This is a genomic window from Nitrosarchaeum sp. AC2 (assembly GCF_013407385.1).
Taxonomy (GTDB): domain Archaea; phylum Thermoproteota; class Nitrososphaeria; order Nitrososphaerales; family Nitrosopumilaceae; genus Nitrosarchaeum; species Nitrosarchaeum koreense.
In genome coordinates, this window is sequence record NZ_CP030847.1 from 1,015,761 (window position 1) to 1,036,244 (window position 20,484).

The 20,484-nt window shown below is 31.9% G+C and carries 28 protein-coding genes; 11 read left to right on the forward strand and 17 right to left on the reverse strand.

Translation table 11 applies throughout. From position 1 onward, the window contains the following. The first annotated feature begins 61 nt into the window (after positions 1-61). Positions 62-478 (forward strand): DoxX family protein, encoded by a 417-nt coding sequence (locus tag DSQ20_RS06095; RefSeq protein ID WP_179364971.1) that lies wholly within the window; start codon positions 62-64, stop codon positions 476-478. A 32-nt stretch (positions 479-510) separates the two neighbouring features. On the opposite strand, the gene DSQ20_RS06100 is transcribed toward DSQ20_RS06095, so the two are convergent. From DSQ20_RS06100 to DSQ20_RS06110, 3 genes are all read right to left on the reverse strand, one after another. Next, complete coding sequence (locus tag DSQ20_RS06100; RefSeq protein WP_179364972.1) at positions 511-816, reverse strand: hypothetical protein; 306 nt, start codon at positions 814-816, stop codon at positions 511-513. Between the two features lie 211 nt (positions 817-1,027). Then, positions 1,028-1,273, reverse strand: a complete 246-nt coding sequence (locus DSQ20_RS06105) for a hypothetical protein (RefSeq protein WP_218841283.1) — start codon at positions 1,271-1,273, stop codon at positions 1,028-1,030. An 83-nt stretch (positions 1,274-1,356) separates the two neighbouring features. Beyond that, positions 1,357-1,596 carry a hypothetical protein gene (locus DSQ20_RS06110; protein WP_255458159.1) on the reverse strand — a complete coding sequence of 80 codons (240 nt, stop codon included), beginning with the start codon at positions 1,594-1,596 and terminating at the stop codon, positions 1,357-1,359. A gap of 55 nt (positions 1,597-1,651) precedes the next feature. On the opposite strand from DSQ20_RS06110, the gene DSQ20_RS06115 reads away from it, so the two are divergent. Continuing rightward, positions 1,652-2,350 (forward strand): DUF3347 domain-containing protein, encoded by a 699-nt coding sequence (locus DSQ20_RS06115; protein WP_179364974.1) that lies wholly within the window; start codon positions 1,652-1,654, stop codon positions 2,348-2,350. A gap of 63 nt (positions 2,351-2,413) precedes the next feature. On the opposite strand, the gene DSQ20_RS06120 is transcribed toward DSQ20_RS06115, so the two are convergent. Continuing rightward, positions 2,414-2,599 carry a DUF1059 domain-containing protein gene (locus DSQ20_RS06120; RefSeq protein WP_007550285.1) on the reverse strand — a complete coding sequence of 62 codons (186 nt, stop codon included), beginning with the start codon at positions 2,597-2,599 and terminating at the stop codon, positions 2,414-2,416. A 167-nt stretch (positions 2,600-2,766) separates the two neighbouring features. Here DSQ20_RS06120 and DSQ20_RS06125 point away from each other — a divergent pair, with 167 nt between their 5' ends. Beyond that, the gene (locus DSQ20_RS06125; RefSeq protein WP_179364975.1) at positions 2,767-3,576 is read left to right on the forward strand and encodes an adenylate/guanylate cyclase domain-containing protein; all 810 of its coding nucleotides are present in this window, start codon (positions 2,767-2,769) and stop codon (positions 3,574-3,576) included. A gap of 16 nt (positions 3,577-3,592) precedes the next feature. Here the strand turns inward: DSQ20_RS06125 and DSQ20_RS06130 are convergent, their stop codons facing one another. Together DSQ20_RS06130 and DSQ20_RS06135 are read right to left on the reverse strand one after the other, a co-directional pair. Continuing rightward, positions 3,593-4,435 (reverse strand): hypothetical protein, encoded by an 843-nt coding sequence (locus tag DSQ20_RS06130; protein ID WP_179364976.1) that lies wholly within the window; start codon positions 4,433-4,435, stop codon positions 3,593-3,595. A gap of 89 nt (positions 4,436-4,524) precedes the next feature. Further along, positions 4,525-5,313 carry a hypothetical protein gene (locus DSQ20_RS06135; RefSeq protein ID WP_179364977.1) on the reverse strand — a complete coding sequence of 263 codons (789 nt, stop codon included), beginning with the start codon at positions 5,311-5,313 and terminating at the stop codon, positions 4,525-4,527. A gap of 127 nt (positions 5,314-5,440) precedes the next feature. On the opposite strand from DSQ20_RS06135, the gene DSQ20_RS06140 reads away from it, so the two are divergent. Further along, a complete protein-coding gene (locus DSQ20_RS06140) occupies positions 5,441-6,499 on the forward strand; it encodes a Vms1/Ankzf1 family peptidyl-tRNA hydrolase (protein WP_179364978.1) in 1,059 nt (352 codons plus the stop codon). 100 nt (positions 6,500-6,599) lie between these two features. Here the strand turns inward: DSQ20_RS06140 and DSQ20_RS10740 are convergent, their stop codons facing one another. Continuing rightward, a complete protein-coding gene (locus DSQ20_RS10740) occupies positions 6,600-7,586 on the reverse strand; it encodes an ester cyclase (protein ID WP_255458160.1) in 987 nt (328 codons plus the stop codon). 142 nt (positions 7,587-7,728) lie between these two features. On the opposite strand from DSQ20_RS10740, the gene DSQ20_RS06150 reads away from it, so the two are divergent. Beyond that, positions 7,729-9,453 (forward strand): rhodanese-like domain-containing protein, encoded by a 1,725-nt coding sequence (locus DSQ20_RS06150; protein WP_255458161.1) that lies wholly within the window; start codon positions 7,729-7,731, stop codon positions 9,451-9,453. A gap of 112 nt (positions 9,454-9,565) precedes the next feature. Here the strand turns inward: DSQ20_RS06150 and DSQ20_RS06155 are convergent, their stop codons facing one another. Beyond that, positions 9,566-9,967, reverse strand: coding sequence for a DUF2203 domain-containing protein (locus DSQ20_RS06155; RefSeq protein ID WP_179364979.1), 402 nt, complete (start codon positions 9,965-9,967; stop codon positions 9,566-9,568). A 71-nt stretch (positions 9,968-10,038) separates the two neighbouring features. Between DSQ20_RS06155 and DSQ20_RS06160 the strand changes: the two genes are divergently transcribed. After that, positions 10,039-10,317, forward strand: coding sequence for a hypothetical protein (locus DSQ20_RS06160; RefSeq protein ID WP_007550713.1), 279 nt, complete (start codon positions 10,039-10,041; stop codon positions 10,315-10,317). Continuing rightward, a complete protein-coding gene (locus tag DSQ20_RS06165; protein WP_179364980.1) occupies positions 10,314-10,718 on the forward strand; it encodes a pyridoxamine 5'-phosphate oxidase family protein in 405 nt (134 codons plus the stop codon). The genes DSQ20_RS06160 and DSQ20_RS06165 overlap by 4 nt, the downstream gene beginning before the upstream one ends. 16 nt (positions 10,719-10,734) lie before the next feature. Here DSQ20_RS06165 and DSQ20_RS06170 read toward each other — a convergent pair whose 3' ends face one another. The 4 genes from DSQ20_RS06170 to DSQ20_RS06185 form a co-directional block, all read right to left on the reverse strand. Beyond that, a complete protein-coding gene (locus tag DSQ20_RS06170; RefSeq protein ID WP_007550715.1) occupies positions 10,735-11,100 on the reverse strand; it encodes a two-component system response regulator in 366 nt (121 codons plus the stop codon). Positions 11,101-11,204: 104 nt separating this feature from the next. After that, positions 11,205-11,435 (reverse strand): hypothetical protein, encoded by a 231-nt coding sequence (locus DSQ20_RS06175; RefSeq protein WP_179364981.1) that lies wholly within the window; start codon positions 11,433-11,435, stop codon positions 11,205-11,207. A 58-nt stretch (positions 11,436-11,493) separates the two neighbouring features. Beyond that, positions 11,494-11,868 carry a response regulator transcription factor gene (locus DSQ20_RS06180; protein WP_179364982.1) on the reverse strand — a complete coding sequence of 125 codons (375 nt, stop codon included), beginning with the start codon at positions 11,866-11,868 and terminating at the stop codon, positions 11,494-11,496. A gap of 138 nt (positions 11,869-12,006) precedes the next feature. Further along, positions 12,007-12,222, reverse strand: a complete 216-nt coding sequence (locus DSQ20_RS06185; protein WP_179364983.1) for a hypothetical protein — start codon at positions 12,220-12,222, stop codon at positions 12,007-12,009. A gap of 171 nt (positions 12,223-12,393) precedes the next feature. Here DSQ20_RS06185 and DSQ20_RS06190 point away from each other — a divergent pair, with 171 nt between their 5' ends. Both DSQ20_RS06190 and DSQ20_RS06195 read left to right on the forward strand, forming a co-directional pair. Beyond that, positions 12,394-13,002, forward strand: coding sequence for a hypothetical protein (locus DSQ20_RS06190; protein ID WP_179364984.1), 609 nt, complete (start codon positions 12,394-12,396; stop codon positions 13,000-13,002). 86 nt (positions 13,003-13,088) lie between these two features. After that, positions 13,089-13,457, forward strand: coding sequence for a response regulator (locus DSQ20_RS06195; RefSeq protein ID WP_179364985.1), 369 nt, complete (start codon positions 13,089-13,091; stop codon positions 13,455-13,457). A 134-nt stretch (positions 13,458-13,591) separates the two neighbouring features. Here the strand turns inward: DSQ20_RS06195 and DSQ20_RS06200 are convergent, their stop codons facing one another. Then, positions 13,592-14,806, reverse strand: coding sequence for a hypothetical protein (locus tag DSQ20_RS06200; protein WP_179364828.1), 1,215 nt, complete (start codon positions 14,804-14,806; stop codon positions 13,592-13,594). 3 nt (positions 14,807-14,809) lie between these two features. After that, complete coding sequence (locus tag DSQ20_RS06205) at positions 14,810-14,980, reverse strand: hypothetical protein (RefSeq protein ID WP_179364986.1); 171 nt, start codon at positions 14,978-14,980, stop codon at positions 14,810-14,812. Between the two features lie 234 nt (positions 14,981-15,214). Here DSQ20_RS06205 and DSQ20_RS06210 point away from each other — a divergent pair, with 234 nt between their 5' ends. Beyond that, a complete protein-coding gene (locus tag DSQ20_RS06210; RefSeq protein WP_179364987.1) occupies positions 15,215-15,493 on the forward strand; it encodes a peptidylprolyl isomerase in 279 nt (92 codons plus the stop codon). Positions 15,494-15,738: 245 nt separating this feature from the next. Here DSQ20_RS06210 and DSQ20_RS06215 read toward each other — a convergent pair whose 3' ends face one another. Next, positions 15,739-17,250: a DEAD/DEAH box helicase gene (locus DSQ20_RS06215; RefSeq protein ID WP_179364988.1), complete on the reverse strand. Its 1,512-nt coding sequence runs from the start codon at positions 17,248-17,250 to the stop codon at positions 15,739-15,741. Positions 17,251-17,522: 272 nt separating this feature from the next. On the opposite strand from DSQ20_RS06215, the gene DSQ20_RS06220 reads away from it, so the two are divergent. Then, the gene (locus DSQ20_RS06220; protein ID WP_179364989.1) at positions 17,523-18,794 is read left to right on the forward strand and encodes an MFS transporter; all 1,272 of its coding nucleotides are present in this window, start codon (positions 17,523-17,525) and stop codon (positions 18,792-18,794) included. Between the two features lie 64 nt (positions 18,795-18,858). Here DSQ20_RS06220 and DSQ20_RS06225 read toward each other — a convergent pair whose 3' ends face one another. Together DSQ20_RS06225 and DSQ20_RS06230 are read right to left on the reverse strand one after the other, a co-directional pair. Continuing rightward, a complete protein-coding gene (locus DSQ20_RS06225) occupies positions 18,859-19,665 on the reverse strand; it encodes a PEFG-CTERM sorting domain-containing protein (RefSeq protein ID WP_179364990.1) in 807 nt (268 codons plus the stop codon). A 96-nt stretch (positions 19,666-19,761) separates the two neighbouring features. Beyond that, on the reverse strand, positions 19,762-20,322 hold the full coding sequence (locus DSQ20_RS06230; RefSeq protein WP_179366341.1) for a TATA-box-binding protein: 561 nt from the start codon (positions 20,320-20,322) through the stop codon (positions 19,762-19,764). Positions 20,323-20,484: the final 162 nt, after the last annotated feature.

Genomic DNA, 20,484 nt, shown 5'->3' on the forward strand with positions numbered 1-20,484 from the left:
TTTAACCTTTATTCACATTTGTTACCTAAGGATAAAATACAGTCATAATAATTTTTTACAGATGGCAGAAACGACAATTCGTAATTCTATCTTTCATGATATCACTCACTTTGGAATAAGAATTACAATTGGAGCAATATTCATAGCACACTCGTTAGGAAAATTTGAACCAGGTTTTGCTGAAAATCTTCTAAATATGGGCCTACCAGCAGAAATGCAAATTCCAATTGCACTAGCAGAATTAGTTCCAGGAATATTATTAATTATAGGTGGGCTAACCAGAATTTCTGCATCGTTACTATCAATAGTAATGCTGGGGGCGATCTTTGTGGCAAAAGGAGCTCAGAGTTTTGCAGGTCGTGGAGGAGTAGAATTTGAGATACTGATTCTATCAGGATGTCTTTTGCTCATAGTGATAGGACCTGGAAGAATTTCAGTTTCACACATCTTGAAAAAAGTTCCCAGAGTTCTTCAGTAACAAGAATTTAAGCTAAAAAAAAGTACTAAATTCTAAGATTTAGGTTGTTTTTTATCGGATTGATTTGAGTTATTTTCATCGCTAGAATCATCTAAATCATCATCAGAATCATCTGCAAATTTTTTGTCAATTTCCTTTTGGTTTTCTTTGAATAATTTGTATCTTTTATCCCACTTTGAGAGAACAATCCATTGTCTTATTCCTATGGCTAACCAACCAATAGATATTGCAAATATTATAATTTGATGGGGTCGAAGTAAGGGATTTGGTTTTTCTTTTTTTGAGATTTTTTCTTTAAAAGTGTTGTATTCATCCTCTGTAATTTCGCCATTATCCAATTGATATTGTAAATGAGTATCAAGATCTTTTTGAATCTGTCTTGGTAAGGAGGATCATATACAGCAGATATTGCTAAAATGGCAACTGGTGGAAGAATCAAAGTGGTAATGATCATAATCATAAACATTTTTTTTGTTCTACTTAGTTGGATCATAATTCCATCTAAGATTTCAAAAATATTTTCATTATTTTTTTTATCTTTAGACAATTTTATTTCTCCCCCTCATCTCTTGGAAATAAATTCTCATATCTTTGCAAAACCTCTTCAAGTAAAATTTTTCCCTTTTCAGAGATTCTGTATTTGTGAATACTTTTACTTCCCCAAGACTCATCTCTTCTTTCAATCATTTCTTTTTCTACCATGCTATCTAAAATTTCCTTATGTTTTACATTGTTTAAACCACAAATACTCATCAATCTACTCTGATTCATTTCACCAAATTCGTATAACTTCAACAAGATATCCTTCCTAATGTAAATTCGATCTCGATATTCACGTACCAAATATAATCTCCATTAAACTCATATTTCATTATAATTCAACTTTGTTCCCATATTCTTTTGTTTCTAGGTTTTGTTCGGAGTCTAGTAGCACAACAAGGACATGTATTATCTTCAGTGTAAAAATAACAATCGCAAAGACCACATCTTTTCTGACCTGACTTGTAACGTAAGTTATTTGGCATCGATGATGCTTTTTTTAGATCACAGACACCCTTGCAAATTTGAGTCATCTCATAATGACGCCATATTTTTGATTGATAAGTGTCAGGTAACATTGTTACGTATCACTTGATAACAATGCCTTTTATTCAAAAATTAATGAAACTGTCAATGAAAACCAAAACAAAGTACATGATTCCTGCTTTTGCAGCAGTCTTTGCGCTAATGTTTGTAGTCGCTACTCCGTATGTGATGGCAGACGGTACAGACAAAGCAAAATGGGCTGGTGTAAAAGACATGAAAAGAGGACATCATGCTATCCTAGTTGAGGGATTTACCGGAACCATACAAATTCCTGAAGAAATGACTAAAGAGACTCATGATGCATTAAAAAGTCAAATAACAGTTTCTCTCGGTCAAGCCGTTTCTGTTGCTGAAAGTAATGGGGTTACTGATGCAATGAAAGCAGGTATAGGAATTGCAAAAAATGGTGAAGGCAACAAGTATGTTGTATGGACCATTATCAGCATGAATAAAGATGTTGAATCAAATACAAAGACGATAAACATCTTTGTTGTAGATGCAGGTGATGCTACAAACTTTACCACAGTCACCAAAACATTTGATCATTCAGAAATGAAAGAAAAGATGCACGGTGACAAAATGGAAAAGTATGAAAAATTCCAGCAAAAATTCTCTGAACCAACAGGAAATGCAGAAATTGATGCAGCAAGAGCACACTTTCTTGACTTGACTCAACAACTAAGAGATGCAATCAAGAATGGAGATACTGAAACCGCACAATCCCTCAAAAAACAACTCGAAGAACTTAGACAGTCATTTCTCAACATGAGAAATTCTGGATTCTAATCTTTCTTTTTTCTTATTCATAATTAAACTAAACATATCATAATGAGAATGAAATAAAATATTTTAAAATAAGGATTTATGGATATTTTTTTTGATTTTATCTTGTAATTCTGGAGTAATTTCTTCTGGTTTCATGTTATGATCTTTTGTGGCATGTGCCGCACACTGTGTTAAGATTTCTTCCTCAGATTTACCCTTGGCAACAAAATTACAATCAAATCCAACTGAGCTGCATTTGAATTTTAACATAGATTATCAGAGTCGCATGTTAGTATAAAGTTAATGGTTCTAAATCATATTTAGATTCAAGAGAATTTCATTGTTACAATAATTGGCTAGTAGAAGTATGAGGAATAAACACGTCAGATAGTAGGCTAAGCAAAAATAATTAACACTCTTTACATGATAAGTATTGATTGGTATCTAAAAAAATTGAAAATAAAGGTATTGAAAACCTACTATCCCCAAAAACTCCAAGCATCGTAGATATGCTACTAGGAAGAGGTACAGAAAAAGTAGTGGATTCTGAAACGCTAATTACCGAAGTGCATGACAGAGTGCTAAAATCATTGAATCACAAATTTTTGTATTCTACTGTAACTGAAGAATCAGAGATATTTCTAAGAAAAAAGGTGTTGCAGAGTATGGATATGGCAGTTTTGTTTGTAGACCTTGTTGGGTCTACAGATATGATCCTGAATTTGCCCAAAGAAAAACTCGCCATTGTTTTTACTACTTTTGCTCAAGAGATGGCTTATGTGATTAAACGTCATGAAGGATTTGTGTTAAAGTTTGTAGGCGATGCAGTCATTGGATATTTTGTTGCAGAAGATCTATCGGCATCGGTTGCAAACAGAGCAGTTACATGTGCAGAATCAATGCTTAAAATTCTTAAACTTGGAATAAATCCTATTTTGAAAAGTAATAATTTACCAGAATTAAAGATAAAAATTGGTATCGATCATGGTGAAAATACAATTGTACGATATGGTGATGATTTACAAGAATCCCATGTAGATATTTTAGGACCTTCAGTAAGTATGGCAGCTAAAATTCAAAATCTAGCTCAGCCTGATCAGATAGTAGTTGGAGATGACATCTATACTAAACTACACAAATCAATTCAAGAATATTTTGCACGCTTGAAATTAGATAAATCAGAATGGAACTACAAATCTTCAAAAACAAAAAAAGTCTATCCAGTGTATACGTATATTGGAAAATAAAAAAAGAGGTACCGAATCACATTCCAGCAAACTGGTTGCCTAAATGTGACTCAAGTAAACTCTGCGTTTCTTGATTGTGGCCGATGTATTGTACAATTAATTTGCCTTTGCTGTAAAAGTGAGGCTCATCAATCCATCTAATTATGCTTGTTCCTATCTGTGTCCCATCACTTGAAACAAGTTCAGATGCATTTTTGGCATCAATACCAGAAGAAAATTCATAGATTTGAATTATCTCATCGTTTACTTTAACAATAATTGTTGGTACTAAAAACGATGAATCCTCCAACACTTCAACTACATTCACATTAATGCCATCTTTTTCCAAAGCATCAATGAGTGTAACATAATCATACTCAATAACTTGATTGGAAGTATCAAGTTCTGTTTCTCTTTGAATGAATAGTTCTCTTTGCTCGTCCCAAGTTTTATCAGTTATTGCTGAAATTACTTTTCCTTCAGATACCGAGATTTCCATGGTGTGAGGCGTAATCACTTGGATAAGCATCTGACCTTCTCTATTGCCAAATCCACCTTGACTTGATTCAAAGCTGGCCTTGAAGATGTGATCAGCCGGGATTGATTTTGTAGAACCAACATATTCAACTTTGAGTGAATTTATGTCGCCATCAAAAGCAAAAGTTGGACTAGTTACCACATATTTTTGAGCAATTCCTAAGGCATCGTATCTTTCCTGATCAGCTTGAGTTGTAGGTACAACAACTACAGTGCTTTGTGCTGGAATTAGATATGCCCCAGTAACAGCTACTGCAATAATTGCTATTACAGCAGCAATTGCTATTTTTGTTTGTCTTGTTTTGTATGACATTTTTTTGTCAAATTGTAAATAGACGGTCAAATTATAACCTTTGATTAAATCCTAATTAAATCTAAATTTAGAAAATATTTTTATAAATCAGAGTGGATTTTATTGTAGTTACCAAAAATCTAATTTTCATAAAGATTTACTGTAACTTTTGTAGTCCACGGGACAAGTTCATCAGGAAATATTACCAACAATCCACTATCTTTTGTGATGTTCTTGCATGTACCGCTGTAGCTTTGTTTGTTTTGTCCAAAGCAACCTGATTCTTTGTAATAATCAAAGTTAGAATTTGTAAAATACTCACGTTGTACAGGTGATGAGACAAAGTATACATCAAAACCTAAATCTTTGTTATCAGTTTTTATGCTATAATCATATGAGGTAATATTTTTGGATGTACAAATTGGGAAAAATTGTGCATATCCATTTTTAATTTTTGATTGTTGTTTGAAATTATCATAGTTTTTGTTTTCGATATCTGGATAGACAGATACATTAGGATTTGTGCTTAGCTGATTTCCTTGCACATATTCTACCTCATGTCGGATACTGTCAACAACTTTTCTATAGAGCATCGGCTGCCATTCTTCTTGACAATCACTAAATTCATGTTTTAATTCGACGTATGATTTTCCATTTATTTTTTGAAATTGATTTTCGTTATAGTCTTTAGATTCTGCATTGAATATATGGTTGGCATTATGTTTATCAGATTTGTACCAAGAGTTTGTCACTTCAAATATAATATTTTTAGATGAACTATCCCACTCAGACAGTAAATGTACATACACAGAGTACTTGTTTATCACATGCTCAGTGTCAGACAGGAAAATCAAATGACCAAAAAATGCATTAAAAAGAATTATAAAAAATGCAACAATTGGGATTATAATATAAAATATCTTTTTCATGATATCGGTGATGAGTAGTGCAATAAAATGGATTCACTAAATGTAAAATAAGTTACAAAATCAACTAATCAGGCAATAATAGAGTGAATTAAAACAAATTATTAACCAACAAAAAAAATGAAAAATCATGAAAAGAGAGACAGTGCAATCAGAGATCACTCCATCTGAATGGTTGTCGATAAATCAATTTCTTTACGAGATAAAACAAGTCAACAATACAACTGTGTCTATATACTACCAACATGGAAAAGGAAATGAAACCATTTCCCTGTTAAAAGAAACAAAAAGAAATGAACAGATTGAAAAAATAGAATCAAAAATTGAAAATAGAATCATGGAACTTAGGAAAAATCCATCATCTACAGGTAAATTTACAAAAACATTCATTATTTTTGGATGGATTGAGAAAGATCAAGTAATCTTAAAAGAAATTGGAATTTCAAAGGAATTACCACATATTTACATGGTAAACAAAAGACCATTTCTAAAACCATTTTATGATGTTTTAAAAACACAAAAAGATGTTTTGTTAGTTATACTTGATCAAAAATCAGCTCAAATACAGAGATTTCACGGAACGCAAGTAGTACAAGAATCTAAATTAAAAATAGATTTACGTGGAAGACACAAAAAAGGAGGGCAAAGTCAAGGTCGATTCTTAAGAGCAAGACAAACTAAGATTCATGTTTTTTACAAAAAAGTGGCAGAAAAGGTCAAAACAATAGATACTAACTCGGAATTAATTCTAATTGGTGGAAGTGGTCAAGCAAAAACAGAGTTTTTTGATGAGATGAATTCAGAATTAATAAAGAAGTGCAGATTTGTAGAAAATATTTCATTTTCCACACCGAAAACTGATTTGTATAAAAAAATAATTCAACATTTGTATCAACATAGAAAAAAACACGTGGAAGAGATCATTGAAAAATATGAAAAACTGGTTAAAGAAGGATTAACTGCAAGAGTAAACACTGTCATCTATAAAGCATTAGAACAAGGAGCAGTTGATACTCTAATTGTCTCCACACAATATTACACTTCAGCTAATTTTAGAAAAATAATGAAAATGCTTGAAATTGCAAAACAAATGTCAACAAAAATAGAATTTGCATCATCTCCAAAAATAATTAAAAAATTAGAAATCGATGAATCAGTATTAGCTATTTTACGATATAAAATAAAATAATTAACAAAAGACAGGCACAAAAAAGTTTTGAATCGGGTATTTTATTGATTTTTTGATAAAATTTTGCAGGGATTTTATTAAATGCTATATTATTAGGAGATTAGACTAAGCCAATTTGTTTCATAAATTCCAGATTATCCCAGAACAAATATTCTTCAGTCATTACACCGTTTTCCCAATAACCAACTGTAGCCATTGTAAGTTTGAAAGATTTTCCCGTAGGAGGAATTGAAGTTCCATCTGGCAAAGGCATTGGTTCTGTAAATGTACCTTCCATAATACCAATTACACTCGTCCATTGTCCTGATGCTATCTTGATAGGATGTTGTTCTATTCTAGTATCTGGAGCCCAAACAAACATTGCTTTCAAATCTTCAATATGTGGCTCAATGCCAATAGTTGTGCGACCGTCTGGCCAATGTACTGTAATGTCTTTTGAGTGGCTTTCATGTAATCTATCCCATTTCTGGTTTGTAAACACATCAAAATCTAATTCATCAAATGTCTTCAGATGGTGTTGAGACAGAAGCTCGGCAGTTTGAAATTTTGTTAATTCATCTTCATGAGATATATCATCCATATCAGAATATTCATCCTTACTCATTTTATCTAGCATTTTCTCGATGTGTTTTCGAAGTTCTGGTACGTCCATTTGAGTCATTTTTTCAATTTTCATATCATGGTGCTCAGACATCATAGATTTCATAGAGTCGATCATCTGCATTTTGGTCATAGATTTCATTTTCTCTAACATTTGCAGATGTTTTTGTTTCATCATGTCTTCACCATGCATTCCTTTGTCTTCATGCTTTGCTTTGTCTTCACCATGCATTCCTTTGTCTTCATGCTTTGCTTTGTCTTCACCATGCATTCCTTTGTCCTCCATCTGTTTTTCAGTAGATGATGAAGATATTTCTGAGCACAGTCTATCTCCACAAACCATGGATTTGGTTGCAGTACCATACTTTTGTGTGGAAGTTCCTTTCGCTTTGGTAGCATCAGCTGTCGGCAAAACATCAATAGATGTCACAAGAGTAACTGTCAAAAGTAGTACAATACTAAACAATATTGCAAATTGTTTATTCATGTAAATTATAAAAAATCAATGAATAAAAAGGATCTCATAAATTTCAGCAATGAAAGTTAAATTGAATCAATCAGTGTTTCATATAAAACTCAATTTTGAAAAACATATTCAAGTTTATTTGGGATATTAAGGAAAAAACATCATGGAGCAGAAACAACTAGGGATTTCTTCTGAACAATTAGAACAAGACATGATTCAACAAAAACCGTTTCTGTTGTTTGATCTTAGAACCAAAGAGAGTTTTGAAAAATCTCATGTGTCAGGTTCTGTTCATGCTGTATGTGATACTAATGCCAAAGAAAAGATATTACCAAAAATTCCAAAAAACGCTAAAATTGTTTTGATATCGGAGCCAGAAGAATATGCTAAAGAGATAGCACAGATGATGAAATCGTTTGGACTAGATGTTTACTTTTTAATTGGTGGTTTTTCTTCATGGAAAGGAAATCTATCAAAAGGAGATACTGGGAAAATGATTTTGGCAGATAGTCTTGCCCAAAAATTAGACGATATGTTCTTACTTGATGTCCGAGATAGAGAAGAGTATTCAGAATATCAAATTCCTGGAAGCGTAAACATTCCATTGGGTGAACTTTTTGATGCAAAAACTATCTCCAGCATTCCAAAAGACAAAGAAATTGTAACCGTATGCCCACATGGTAATCGTGCAATGATTGCAAGTTTTGCTCTAGCAAGAGCAGGAATTGAGTCAAAGACACTTGCAGGTGGATTAGCTGGATGGAATCAAGTTCTAAAGCCTGTAACAGTAGTAAAAGAACCAGTACAAATTATTCAGGTACAAAAAGTTGGAAAAGGATGTCTATCTCATATTGTAGAATCTAACGGAGAAGCAATTGTAATTGATCCATTGTATCCTTTTGAAAAATACATAGATATTGCAAAAGAAAAAGGGTTTCAAATTATCAAAGTAATAGATACCCACCAACATGCAGATCATGTATCTGCTGCAAAAGATCTTGCCAAAGCATCTAGTGCAAAACTATACCTCTCAAAATATGAAGGATATGTCTTTGATGCAAATTTTATTGGCGACGCAGATCAGATACAATTTGGAAAAACAGTTCTTCGAATTATTCATACTCCTGGACATACACCTGGAAGTCTCAGCTATGTAGTAAATGAAAAATATGTTTTCACAGGAGACATATTGTTTGTAGAATCAATTGGAAGACCTGATCTCAGAGATAAAGTAGAAGAATTTACAGATGATCTTTACAATACATTACACAACAAATTGCTTAAGCTTCCACACAATACAATGGTATTTCCAACACACCATAGTCAAGATGTGAAACCCATAGATGAAGCATTTTATTCTACAATAGAACAATCAAAGAAACTTCCATGGCTAGATATCCCAAAACAAGAGTTTATCAAAAAAGTAGTTTCAATAACGCTGCCAAGACCAATGAATTATCAAAAAATCATCGCAGTAAATAAAGGGGAATTAGGACTAAAAAAATCTGAAATCCCAGATTTGGAGATTGGCCCAAACAGGATACTCGGTTCAGAAAAAGACATGATAAAATTTTATCACGCAAATTTCTTAGAAGCATTAAAAGAGCGCAATGTTGATTACAAAATACTATCACCTGTTTCAAAAAAATCTCAATATATTTTCAAAAATATGGATAAAACAAAAATTAAAGAATTATGCTCAACTGTAAAAGATAATTTGTGCTTTCTGATCAAAGATGATGATGAAGTGTTATTTTTTATTAAAAATTCAACAGGAAGCAACAGAGAGATGAGAGCGATTTGTACCAATTCAGAGACAATAATTTATTCAAAATCTTTATTGTTTAACAATTATTGGTCAAACGAAAGCATAGGAGATTCAAATTGAGCAGATGTAGTTGTGGATATTGTACAGATGACAAAGATAGCTTTGCACTACACTTAGTTAATGGATGGTATGATCTTAGAAAAGACCATTCATTAAACTGATAAAAATAGTTCTAAATTAAAGACTCGTCACTTACTTCGATGGGTTTTCTTCCCATAAATCCCGAGTCTTTTTCATGCCAAAATTTTATTTCAGTTTCACCATATTTCCAACAGAGCCAAACTTCTTGATCAAATCTCTTAGATGGGAAATCAAGTAACCCTTGCTCTACACTTTTAACCACAACCCCAGTATTTTCAAGCATTTCTAGTGCTTCATAAAATGCAGTAATTGCAGAATTGAGTTTTTGTTTAAGTAAGACATAGACTTCAAATGAGTCGGTACTAGCTATACTTGTTTGGATTTCATGTTCTAATTTAGAAATCTCGTTCTTTTTTGCTAGTGTAAACTCAAATTTCCTGATGACATCTGGCAGGACCTGATTTGCTTCATTTATGGTAAAATATGAAAACATGTTGTAACCACTTTATACTGGATTAAATATCTTAGGTGCAAATTTATTATCATTAGTTTTGATGAAATATTATGAATGAAGAAGAAATTGAAGGGTTAATTACTCAAACAATCAACGGGGCAGCGTTAACAATTCCTGCATATCTAGAAGACATAAAACAAAATCAGGAATCACTTAAAGTAGAAAATCCACAAGAATTTGTTTATGGAATGATTATGGGTATGGCACTTGGAATGACGGGGGCATTATTAAGCACACAAACAGAAATGCCTTCAGCTGAAGAACAAATGAAAGTAAGAGATATCATATACAAATACATCCCAGAGATAAGAGAAAAGATCTTTAGTTGATAAAATTTACCAAAGATGAAGAAGTATTTCTTCAATCTATAGAAGAAGCGAGAATTGCAACATCTCATTCAGATATCCCACATGTAAAGCCAGTATCATATATTTTTCATAATGGATTTATTTTTATTGCAACAGATTATCAAACTAGGACATTTAAAAATTTGAAGATAAATCCAAAAACAAGTGTAACAATTGATATTTATGAATCAGGAAAGCACAAGGCAGTTTGTATTCAGGGCAGAGTGGAAATACTAGAAAAAGGAAAAGAGTTTTTAGACACATACAAAAAATTTGAAGATAGATTCCCATGGGTTAGAAATGATCCATGGAAAGAAAATGAAGCACCGTTTCTTAAAATTATTTCTACAAACAAAACAAGTTGGGGAATAAATAAGAAATAAACGGAAAAATTAAAGATTAAGTTGCAATTTCAGGCTCTATTTGAGCCAAAAGACTTTGAACCGAAATGGGTTTTTGGTGTGTTGAACGAACGCCTAGTTCTTTGAGAAATTTAATCTGATATTTATCAAGTTCAAGAGCGCTTACTACAACAACTTTTCTAATTTCAGAGGATTTTTTATCATTTAAATCCAGAAGAAAATCAATCCCACTATAATTAGGCATGCACATATCAAGCAAAATCAGATCATAATTATTTTTCAACACCATATTCAGGCCTTTTTTTCCATCAGTTGCACTTTCAAAATGATGATTTTTAGTCATAAGTATATCTGCAAATACCTCACTGATTTCTGGAACATCTTCTATGTGTAATATTTTCATAGTGTTCTATGCAGAGATATATTCATAAAAATTAGTTTGTGCATTTGCGCAAACTGAAATTTAATTTAATGTTGCAGATAAAGATTACGCACGAAAGATAACAATCAAGTGTTTTCAGCTAATTTACGAATATGACTAGTATCTTTTTGATATGCCAAATCAAGAGCTCGTTGAATTTCATCCAGGCTCTTTTTTGTGGTTGTTTCATTTCCTTTAATTATTTTACATTCTTGAATTATTGGCAGCCCACAGAAATTCCTATACTGAGTATATGAAACTACGCAGTGATAGATTTTTGGATCGTCATTAAATTTATACTGAATCTTAAAAGGCAATCAAAATTATGATAATTGATATTATTAATAACTTTTGAGACAGGTAGTTAAAAGAATATCAAGAGGGAATAGGATTCTTTATAGACTTTAAAAGACTCACTAGTTTTTCAACTGGATATGGTTTTTCTAAAACCATGGTCGGTTTTAATTGCATAATTTTTTGAGTTATTGATTTATCACTATTTCCAGTCAACACTATTACAGAAGCATTTGAATTAATTTTTTTGATGTGTTCTAGACCATATAATCCATCATAATTAGGCATTGCAATATCCATCAATACAAAGTCAGGTTTTAATTTTGTATACAAATTAACTGCTTGTAATCCATCAGTACCAGTTCCCATAATATTAAAATCTTCAAGAAGGAGATATTCAGAGAGTAATTCCAAGATATCTTCGTCGTCGTCAATTAGTATTACTGAGCCATTCATACGATAATTTTTCACATATGCCCAATATTCTACCGTATGTTATTTTATTAAATAACATAAGATTTTCATAAGTTAAACATTGAAAAATTTATTCCAATAAGACATTACAAAACATACTAAAAACGGTAAATTAGATGATTAATTACTGGAAGGAAAGTCATTTGCATTTTTATAGATATTTTTTGATATTACGTTACAGCGATTTCTAATTTGTTGAAAATACATCGTTGTTTCATCATCAAGAGATTTTTTAAAGCGAAGTTCAAGCATTTGAGCAGCTAGTCCTATAACAGTGACATCATCAATAATCTTATTTAAAAAAACAGGCAATTTTGCGATCTTTGTCACAGTCATCCTATTAATAATCAAAATAAGAGAATATAACAAATATTTGCCAAAATTGGAAATGATAGCATGAAGAAGGCTTTGATATCATCAATATCATATCAAAATGAGTAAAAAATAGATTTATCAGTTAAAAAATATTCAACTAAGATTAATTAGTATGAATATCTTAATGTAATCATGCCAGGATTAGATCATCTTATTTCAAAATCATTAAACAATATAATTAAAGAAAATTTAGGGGTAAAAACCATCCAAAAGATCGAAAATAGATTATTTGAAAAATACGGAATTTCGTGGAATCAATCACTTGAAGAATTTGAAAAACTGGATTTTGTTTTAAAAGAATTATTTGGCAATATCGGTGCAAAAGGTCTAGAACAACGATTTTGTAATGCCATATTTGATACAAAATCAAAGAAAAACACAGAGAATTGGATTATAATTTGTGATTCAGATATTAATTCCAGCATAATTCAAACATTTGGAGATTTAGAAAAAAAGAAAATTATAGAATCAGTAATGGAGTCACCAAAAATAATCTATGAGATAATTAAAGACTGTGGGTTACCTCAGACATCAGGATATAGAAAAGTTAATGCATTAATTGATGAGGGATTTTTAATTCCAACCGAATTTGAAATTAAAGAAAATAAGCGGATATACCAGTACTCAAGCATAATTAAGAATCTGAAAATAGACATAAGCTCAAACAAAATCAAAGTTAGTGTTTTACTAAATGAACCACAACAAGATCATTGTTCATTTTTACAAATTGTTACAAAGTAATACAGATCAACACAAATGCATTTGTTGTATAAATAGCGATCATCATAATTTTGAAGAGTTATTTACTCTAAAAAATGTGAAAATATGTGAAAAAATCCAAACGAGTGGTAATTGTTGATGACAATATTGACATTACAGGAGTTTTTGCAGATATTTTCGAGGTGACAGGTAACAAAGTAGTAGGGATCGGTCACGATGGGAGAGATGCTTTAGAATTATTTCTGAAGCACAAACCGGACTTTATTTTTATTGATGTAATGATGCCTGTGATGAATGGAATAGAGGCCCTGAAAGCAATTAAAGAAAATGAGCCAAACGCCAAGGTAATAATGGTCACCGCGGATAATAGCACAAATACAATAATGGAACTAGAAAAACTTAATGCAACGGCAATAATCTTCAAGCCGTTTAAAATTGAAGACATTATTAACGTCATTGAAAAATTTGAAGATTAAAAAAGAAATAAAAAGATGAATTAGTGTTTCACAAATTATGTCAAATAAAATCAAATGTTTTAATTGACTTTGAGTGCTTTATTTTATCCATCAAGAGCAAAATTTAGTTTTCATTTTCTTACAATCCCATACAATTATTTTTGATAGTTTGAACCCAAAGCATTCGCAATACTGTCTGTTGGCAAACCATGTTCTTGTAGTTGCCATAAATTAATGGAATGATGAATCATTTCAGGATAACTACATGATATTTCAACTGGTATTGAAGCTGATTCATGCCAAAACAACAAGATAGGTTCATTTTCTATGGTTATAGGTCCCAAATATTTTACAATTCCAAGTCCAGGAAGATATGGTTCTGATAAATCAGGATGAGCATCTGCATACCCATCTTTTCCTATATTTACACAAAGTACCACAAAAGTATCGTTTACTTTGAAATTTGCATCATATTCAAATTCCGGAATGGGTTTGTAACCAGTTGACCATTCATAATTATTTTGACCAAATTCAACATCAATAGAACCATTATCCTGAAGTGTTATTTTTTCCATTGCCATCATGTTTGGATTGTTATTAATTGGAAGATAATCATAGTGACCAGCAAATTCATCAAAAATAGCATTTTTCATCGGTTGAGTGAATATGTCTTCATTTTCTTTTCCATATTTTGAATCACATATATTCTGTTTTTCATCCCAATTACCATCCAGCATATCACATTGTTCTTTGTTTTCAACTATTGGAATTCCTGTCATAGGATCATATTTTCCAATTCGTTCACACTCATCATTAACAATGTAGCCTCTACCTCCCATACACAATGGGTCTTCTAAGTCATATGAACCCGTAACATCTATCAAGCCACGTATTGTACATATGTGAAGATATTCAAAATAGAGGTAATCATTTTGCTTAGCATCAATAAGAATTGGTGGTTCTGATTTTACCTGATTACAAAATTCTTTGTTGAATTCAGGACCAGTTTCACCATATGGATAATCAAATGTTACATGATTCTTACAAGTCTCATCAGGATATCCTTGACTAAACGGTTCTAGACATCCACCTTGTTGTACATTGATTCGTTCACAGATTACATTATCTGTATAGTAATGACCATTTGATGTCTTAGCAAAAGCATAATCTTTGAATGGATTTTGTTTTTTGTCTAAACACTGTTCATTAATCATTACTGCTCTTTCTGAATCTGTACCATCATACGCTCCAATTTCAGAATAGGGCCTTGTTAATCCAAATGATTCAGGATCAATGTATACAACTACCATAAAGATCATAGCAACAAATACAGCAGTGCAAACAATTGGAATACTGTATCTAGTGTTCATTTTCTAACTCAATCCAAAAAGATAACAAATCATAGCAATGGTTCCTTCTGAAGATAAATGACAGTTCTGTAAGGTAAAACCAATTCCAATAATATCAAAAATTAATTTGTATGTACCATATGCTGCCAATCCTACAAGAATACTGTATCTAATTTTATTTGTAAAAAATTTCATGTCTATTTTAGCAACATTATATGAACCTCATAAAGGATTCTACAATTTTGTAAATGGCGATCAGAATAATTTAGAATAAAATTGTAATTTTGATTATAATGTTAGTATGTAGTCAAACGTGAGGCTCTTGTCTATACCCCCGCATAATATGCTCCCATTACAATTTGAACCCCAGTTTTGGCGGAATTTGAACCGTAAAAAACAATTAAAATATGGAAAAAAGAAAAAACCACATTGCCAGTCAAGATCAAATGCTCTCATATTTTAGTAACAAAACAGAGTGAAGCAATTGTAATACATGAACGTCTAAAAAAAGGCGAAAAATTTGGAAAACTAGCCAAAGAGCTATCCATTGATTCAGGTAGTGCAAAAAGAGACGGCAATTTAGGATATTTTACAAAAGGAATGATGGTAAAGCCATTTGAAGAGGCTGCATTCAAATTACAAATTGGAGAGATGTCTGAACCAATTAAATCAGAATTCGGATATCACATCATTAAAAGATTCGGATAAAGAGCGATATGTTTTAGTTTTTAATTTTTGAATCTTATCAAAATCATCAGTAATTTTTTCACTAATTTTTTTATAGTCTTGATGAATTTCTTTATGAAGTTTCTTTTCTTTTTTTAGCAGATCCTGCATTCGTTTTACTTTTAATGTACTTTTAGGCACTATCATTTCTAGCATGGAGAGATTTTAGAGGTATAGAGCAATTTCAATACCCAAATTATCAAAAATAAAGACATTAATTTTTAAAACTACAAAAATGCGTCTAAACCTTTTTTATTAGATTCAATACCTTGATTTTTTTCTAGCACCTTTGTCATTTTTTCACCCATTGATTTAGCAGAAGTCATTTTTCTTTTTCCAATCCAATAATATGTCTCATCGATTGTATCTTTTGCAATAAGTACAACTAGCTTACCAGTATCTTTTCTTCCAGTTCTACCTCGTCTTTGAATATATCTAATTGAGCTTGGTACATTATCATAAAAAATCACTTGATTAACTTCAGAAATATCTAGTCCTTCTTCACCTACACGTGTTGCAACTAAGACTCTAAAAAGGCCGTCACGAAAGTCTTGAACTGTTTGGATTTGTTTTTTTTGTTTTAAACCGGTCTCACCAGACTTTCCAATCAATATTCCAGCAGAGATGCCCATTTCAGTCAATTTGTTAAAAATTACATCTACTGAATCACGATAGCTTGTAAATATCAAGGCTTTACCTGGAACTGACTCAATGATTTCTTTTAATTTTAAAATTTTAGAATGTTCTATTCCTTTTGATTGTGCATCATTTGCAAGATGGATTGCTCTTGTAAAATTAGGATCAATTTCAAATAGATCTTTCACACCAACACCTTTTTTTATTTTTGCACGCTCACAAAACTTCAAAAAAGAGGTAACACCATGAGCTTCCAAAATATTTAATGCATAATGAATTCGAATTGCAGTGAATAGTGGTTTTGCAGATCGTCTGTTTTGGTTTAACACAAATTGCCTAATACGTAATAATGCAGATAATGACTTTTGATCGGCCAGTTTTATTCCATTTTTTCTAAGAATGTCATATCGTTCATCTAAAGCTAATTTGAGCAATGTCTGAATTGCCTTCATTTCAGGAGGAAGCTCAACATTTATCCATTCAGTGTTTGTCTCTTGAGTATAGGGCTTTACATCAGGACTATCCTCAGTTCTTTCAGCAACACTTGAGATACGCAGTCGGATTAACAATTCAGTTGCTTTGTCTTTTTCACTTGGAAGTGTTGCAGTCATTCCAAGAATTCTCAGATTAGAATTTGCAAATCTATCGGCAATTCCAGAATATGCATAATCGCCAACAGTTCGATGAACTTCATCAAAAACTACCAAACTAAACTGATCTTGAGAAACTATTTGTCGGTCTAAATCATTTTTTGCAATTTCAGGAGTTGCGCATATTACACTGTTACCCCAGAGTTTTGTTCGTTTTTGGATTGGATCTTCACCAGTAATCAAAGCGATGTCATCAATGGCAAGATGCTGTTTTAGGAATTCATAATGTTGGTTAACTAAGACTCTAGTAGGTGCTAAAAACAAGACACCGCCAATACCTTTTGATAGATATTCCGCAATTACTTGTAACGCTATAGCTGTTTTTCCCAATCCAGTTGGCAGCACTACAATACAATTTTCTTGAATTGCCTGATTCGCAAGATTTACTTGATAATCTCTTTTTTCAATAGAGTTTTTTTGTACATATTTTCTGTTTAGATATTCCAATTCCATATACTGAACTGAACTTGGGTTTTATCGATTTTATGCTTTCGTGTAGTAAAGTATTAGCTAGTGTGTGCTTTTCTACTTCTATCAAAGAAGACTGCATGCCTAAATCAGAATTATTTGGAAGTGTAAACCATCAAAAATGGATTACAAGTCAATTTAGCATCAATGTGTGAGATTACCAAATCAATTCTTTTTGTTAATCAGTCAAATCTTCAAACCATGATGTCTTTTTGAAGTCATATAACAAAAAAGGTCATAGAAAGAGATGCAAGAAATTGAAAACCAGTAAAAAATGGATATTTTTTGTATTGCCGTCTAGCATAACAGCTGAGGGACTCCACATAGTCATACCTCTGTATGTTCTTTTTCTGGGTGGCAATGTAGTCGATGTCGGTATTGTTGTAGGACTTCATTATGCATTATCTGCTATTGGTGCAGTTTTTTGGGGGAAAATTATCGATAAATATCACATAAAAAGATCAATTTTGATTACCTGTTTTTCAGCCATTACAATTTGTAGTATCGGATTATTTTTTACAACTAATTTGAATTTAGTTTTTGTAATTTCGTCAATTGCAGGATTTTTCATCATCGGAAAGAGTCCAGTAACACAAGTACTTGTAATGGAGTCAGTGCCAAACAATCAGTGGAGCAGATTATTTACACAAATTTCAATCATAACTAGTTTTGGAAGTCTAACTGCATTTTTAGCAGGTTCGATATGGGATTCTTTTTTTGATCTTAGACCATATTTCCTTTTTTGTGCGATTATGAGTTTTGCTGCAACAATTCTAAGTATCAAAGTGGGCAGTAAAAGCACCATTGAAAGACATACCGTAGTTCATTCAATTCATGGAATTAGGCATATTTTCAATCATAACAGATTACATTTTCAGCTAATCTTCACAAAGATTCCCCATCCACATGACTTTAAACCAATCATATCAATTTTCCAAAGAAAAATATCTCATGAAATAGGGATACTATTTCTTACAAACTTTTTATTTTATTTTGGTAGTAATATTTTCTTTACAGCATTTATACCATTTTTAAAAGAATTTAGATTTACAAATTCTGAAGTTTTTCTAGTATACATGGTTCAGACAATAGTATTACTTGTGATATTTTTCTTTGTTCCTCGTTTGATTTCAAAAATAACAGAAGAGCGCGCAACACAGATAGCATATTTACCAAGAATTTTAGGAATCATAATTGCTGCATCATTAATTCCAAGCATGGTTGGAATCAATTCTTTACTAACAGCAATAGTTTCAACTAGTTTGATGGTTTCAGCATTTTCGATTTTTAGTGTTTCAAATTCAATAATTCTTTTCAAAGCAATCCCCAAAGGTTTCGAAGGAAGGTATTTGGGAGTCAATAGCTTCATGGTCGGAGTCGGAATATTTTCAGGAGCATTAACTGCAGGTTACGTTTCAAATGCATTAAGCTATTCAGCTGCATTCTTAATCGCAATTTCCATTTTATTATTTTCACTTTTAATGTTTAGAATATATCTAAAACACAGATTGTCCCACAGAGTCGTTTAACAAATACCAAATTTATAGAAAAACAAGAATATAGATAAAAAGATTTTATTAAAAAATTACTAGCCTACAATCGTGGCATTATGCTTAATCTAGATTTTGCAGACACTGCAATTATTGAGACAATTGCTACTGCTAGGATCATCACTGCGATTGCACCAAATTCTGGAACTACAACTCCATTATCTATTTCAACTTTAATTGATTGTTTATGTTCTGATGAAAGTCCTTGATTAGCAGTGATAGTGTAAAAACCATTTTCTTTCCAGAGAGGACCGCCAGATTTCATCTCAAGAGAAAACTTACCTGTATTGTCAGGCGTGATTTGTGCAATTGAAACCAAGTTTCCTTGAGGCGAAGTTACAATTAATGTAATATCAGTTATAGAACTAGTAGTACTGCCAGATACAAGAATTCTATCACTACCAAATTCAGTGTCAGCAGATAAAGTAATTACACTTGGTTTTGTAGATATTATTCCAGAATCAGATGATTTGACTGGGATTCCTTTTGGTGGAATCGTTGAACCAATTACCGTGAATTGTATTTCTGCAGTTTTTTCAGCGTCAGGATGACTTGCAATTACAGTGTAAGTTCCATCCTTAAAACTTGGAAGTGTTGGATGAAACAATCTTTTGAAGATACCGTCTTTATCAAATGATATTTGTGGAGCATAAACAGTTTCGCCATCAGGTGAGATAACAGTCAAAGTAAGAGGTTTGAACGTAGCAACGTCAGTTATTTTACCGGTAACTAATACAGAATCCAAAGAATGAATTTCAGACTGGGTAGTTGCCAATTCTATCATAGGTTCTGCAAAAGCAGAGATTGGAATGGACATTGCAATTAAAACTAGCAAAACAGTCTTGAGCACTTCATATATTGTAAACTGTTTCTATATTAATTATCCTATACAAATCAATTAAATTATGCCAAAATTAGGATAGAGTAAAGTAGAGTAAAACAAAGATTATCCGTATGAGATCAATTTCTTTTCTTCTAACATTGAATGAATCTGATGAATCGCGTTAAATGCCTGTTCAGATGATTTGCCACCTGTACAAATTAATTTACCAGATGCAAATAGCAACATCACAGTTTTGGGATTAAGTTGTCGATGGATAAGTCCAGGAAATTGATCAGGTTCATACATACTACGAGGGAGTTTTGTAGCTGCTTCCTCAATGAGAATTTTTCCTCCTAAATTTACAGCTGTAACTACGTTTTGGATCATAATATCTGCATCATTTTTAATTTTGATATTTTTTGAGCGTAGTAGATTTATGACGTTATTTAGAGCAATATACGCATGTTTTTCTGATTTTGCACCGGTACATACCATATTACCAGTCCTGAAAATTAATGTCGTCGTTCTTGGTAAATTTATCTTAAAAACTGCGCCTGGAAATTGTTGTGGATTATAGCTGGAATCAGGAAATTTTCTTTTAATCTCATGTAAATCTAAACTTTGATCAATAGTTGCAGTTGCAACTACATTTTCAATACAAACAAGTGGGATAGTAAATGCCAGAATCTACGCTCCAATTTGATTAAAAGGATGATTCGTTATATCATGGTGCATAGCAGCGTGTTGTTCTTGTTTGAATGTAAGATCACATCTATAACATTTCCATGATTTCATAAATAATAGATAATGGTTTTTGAATATAACAATCACGTAGAAATCATTCAC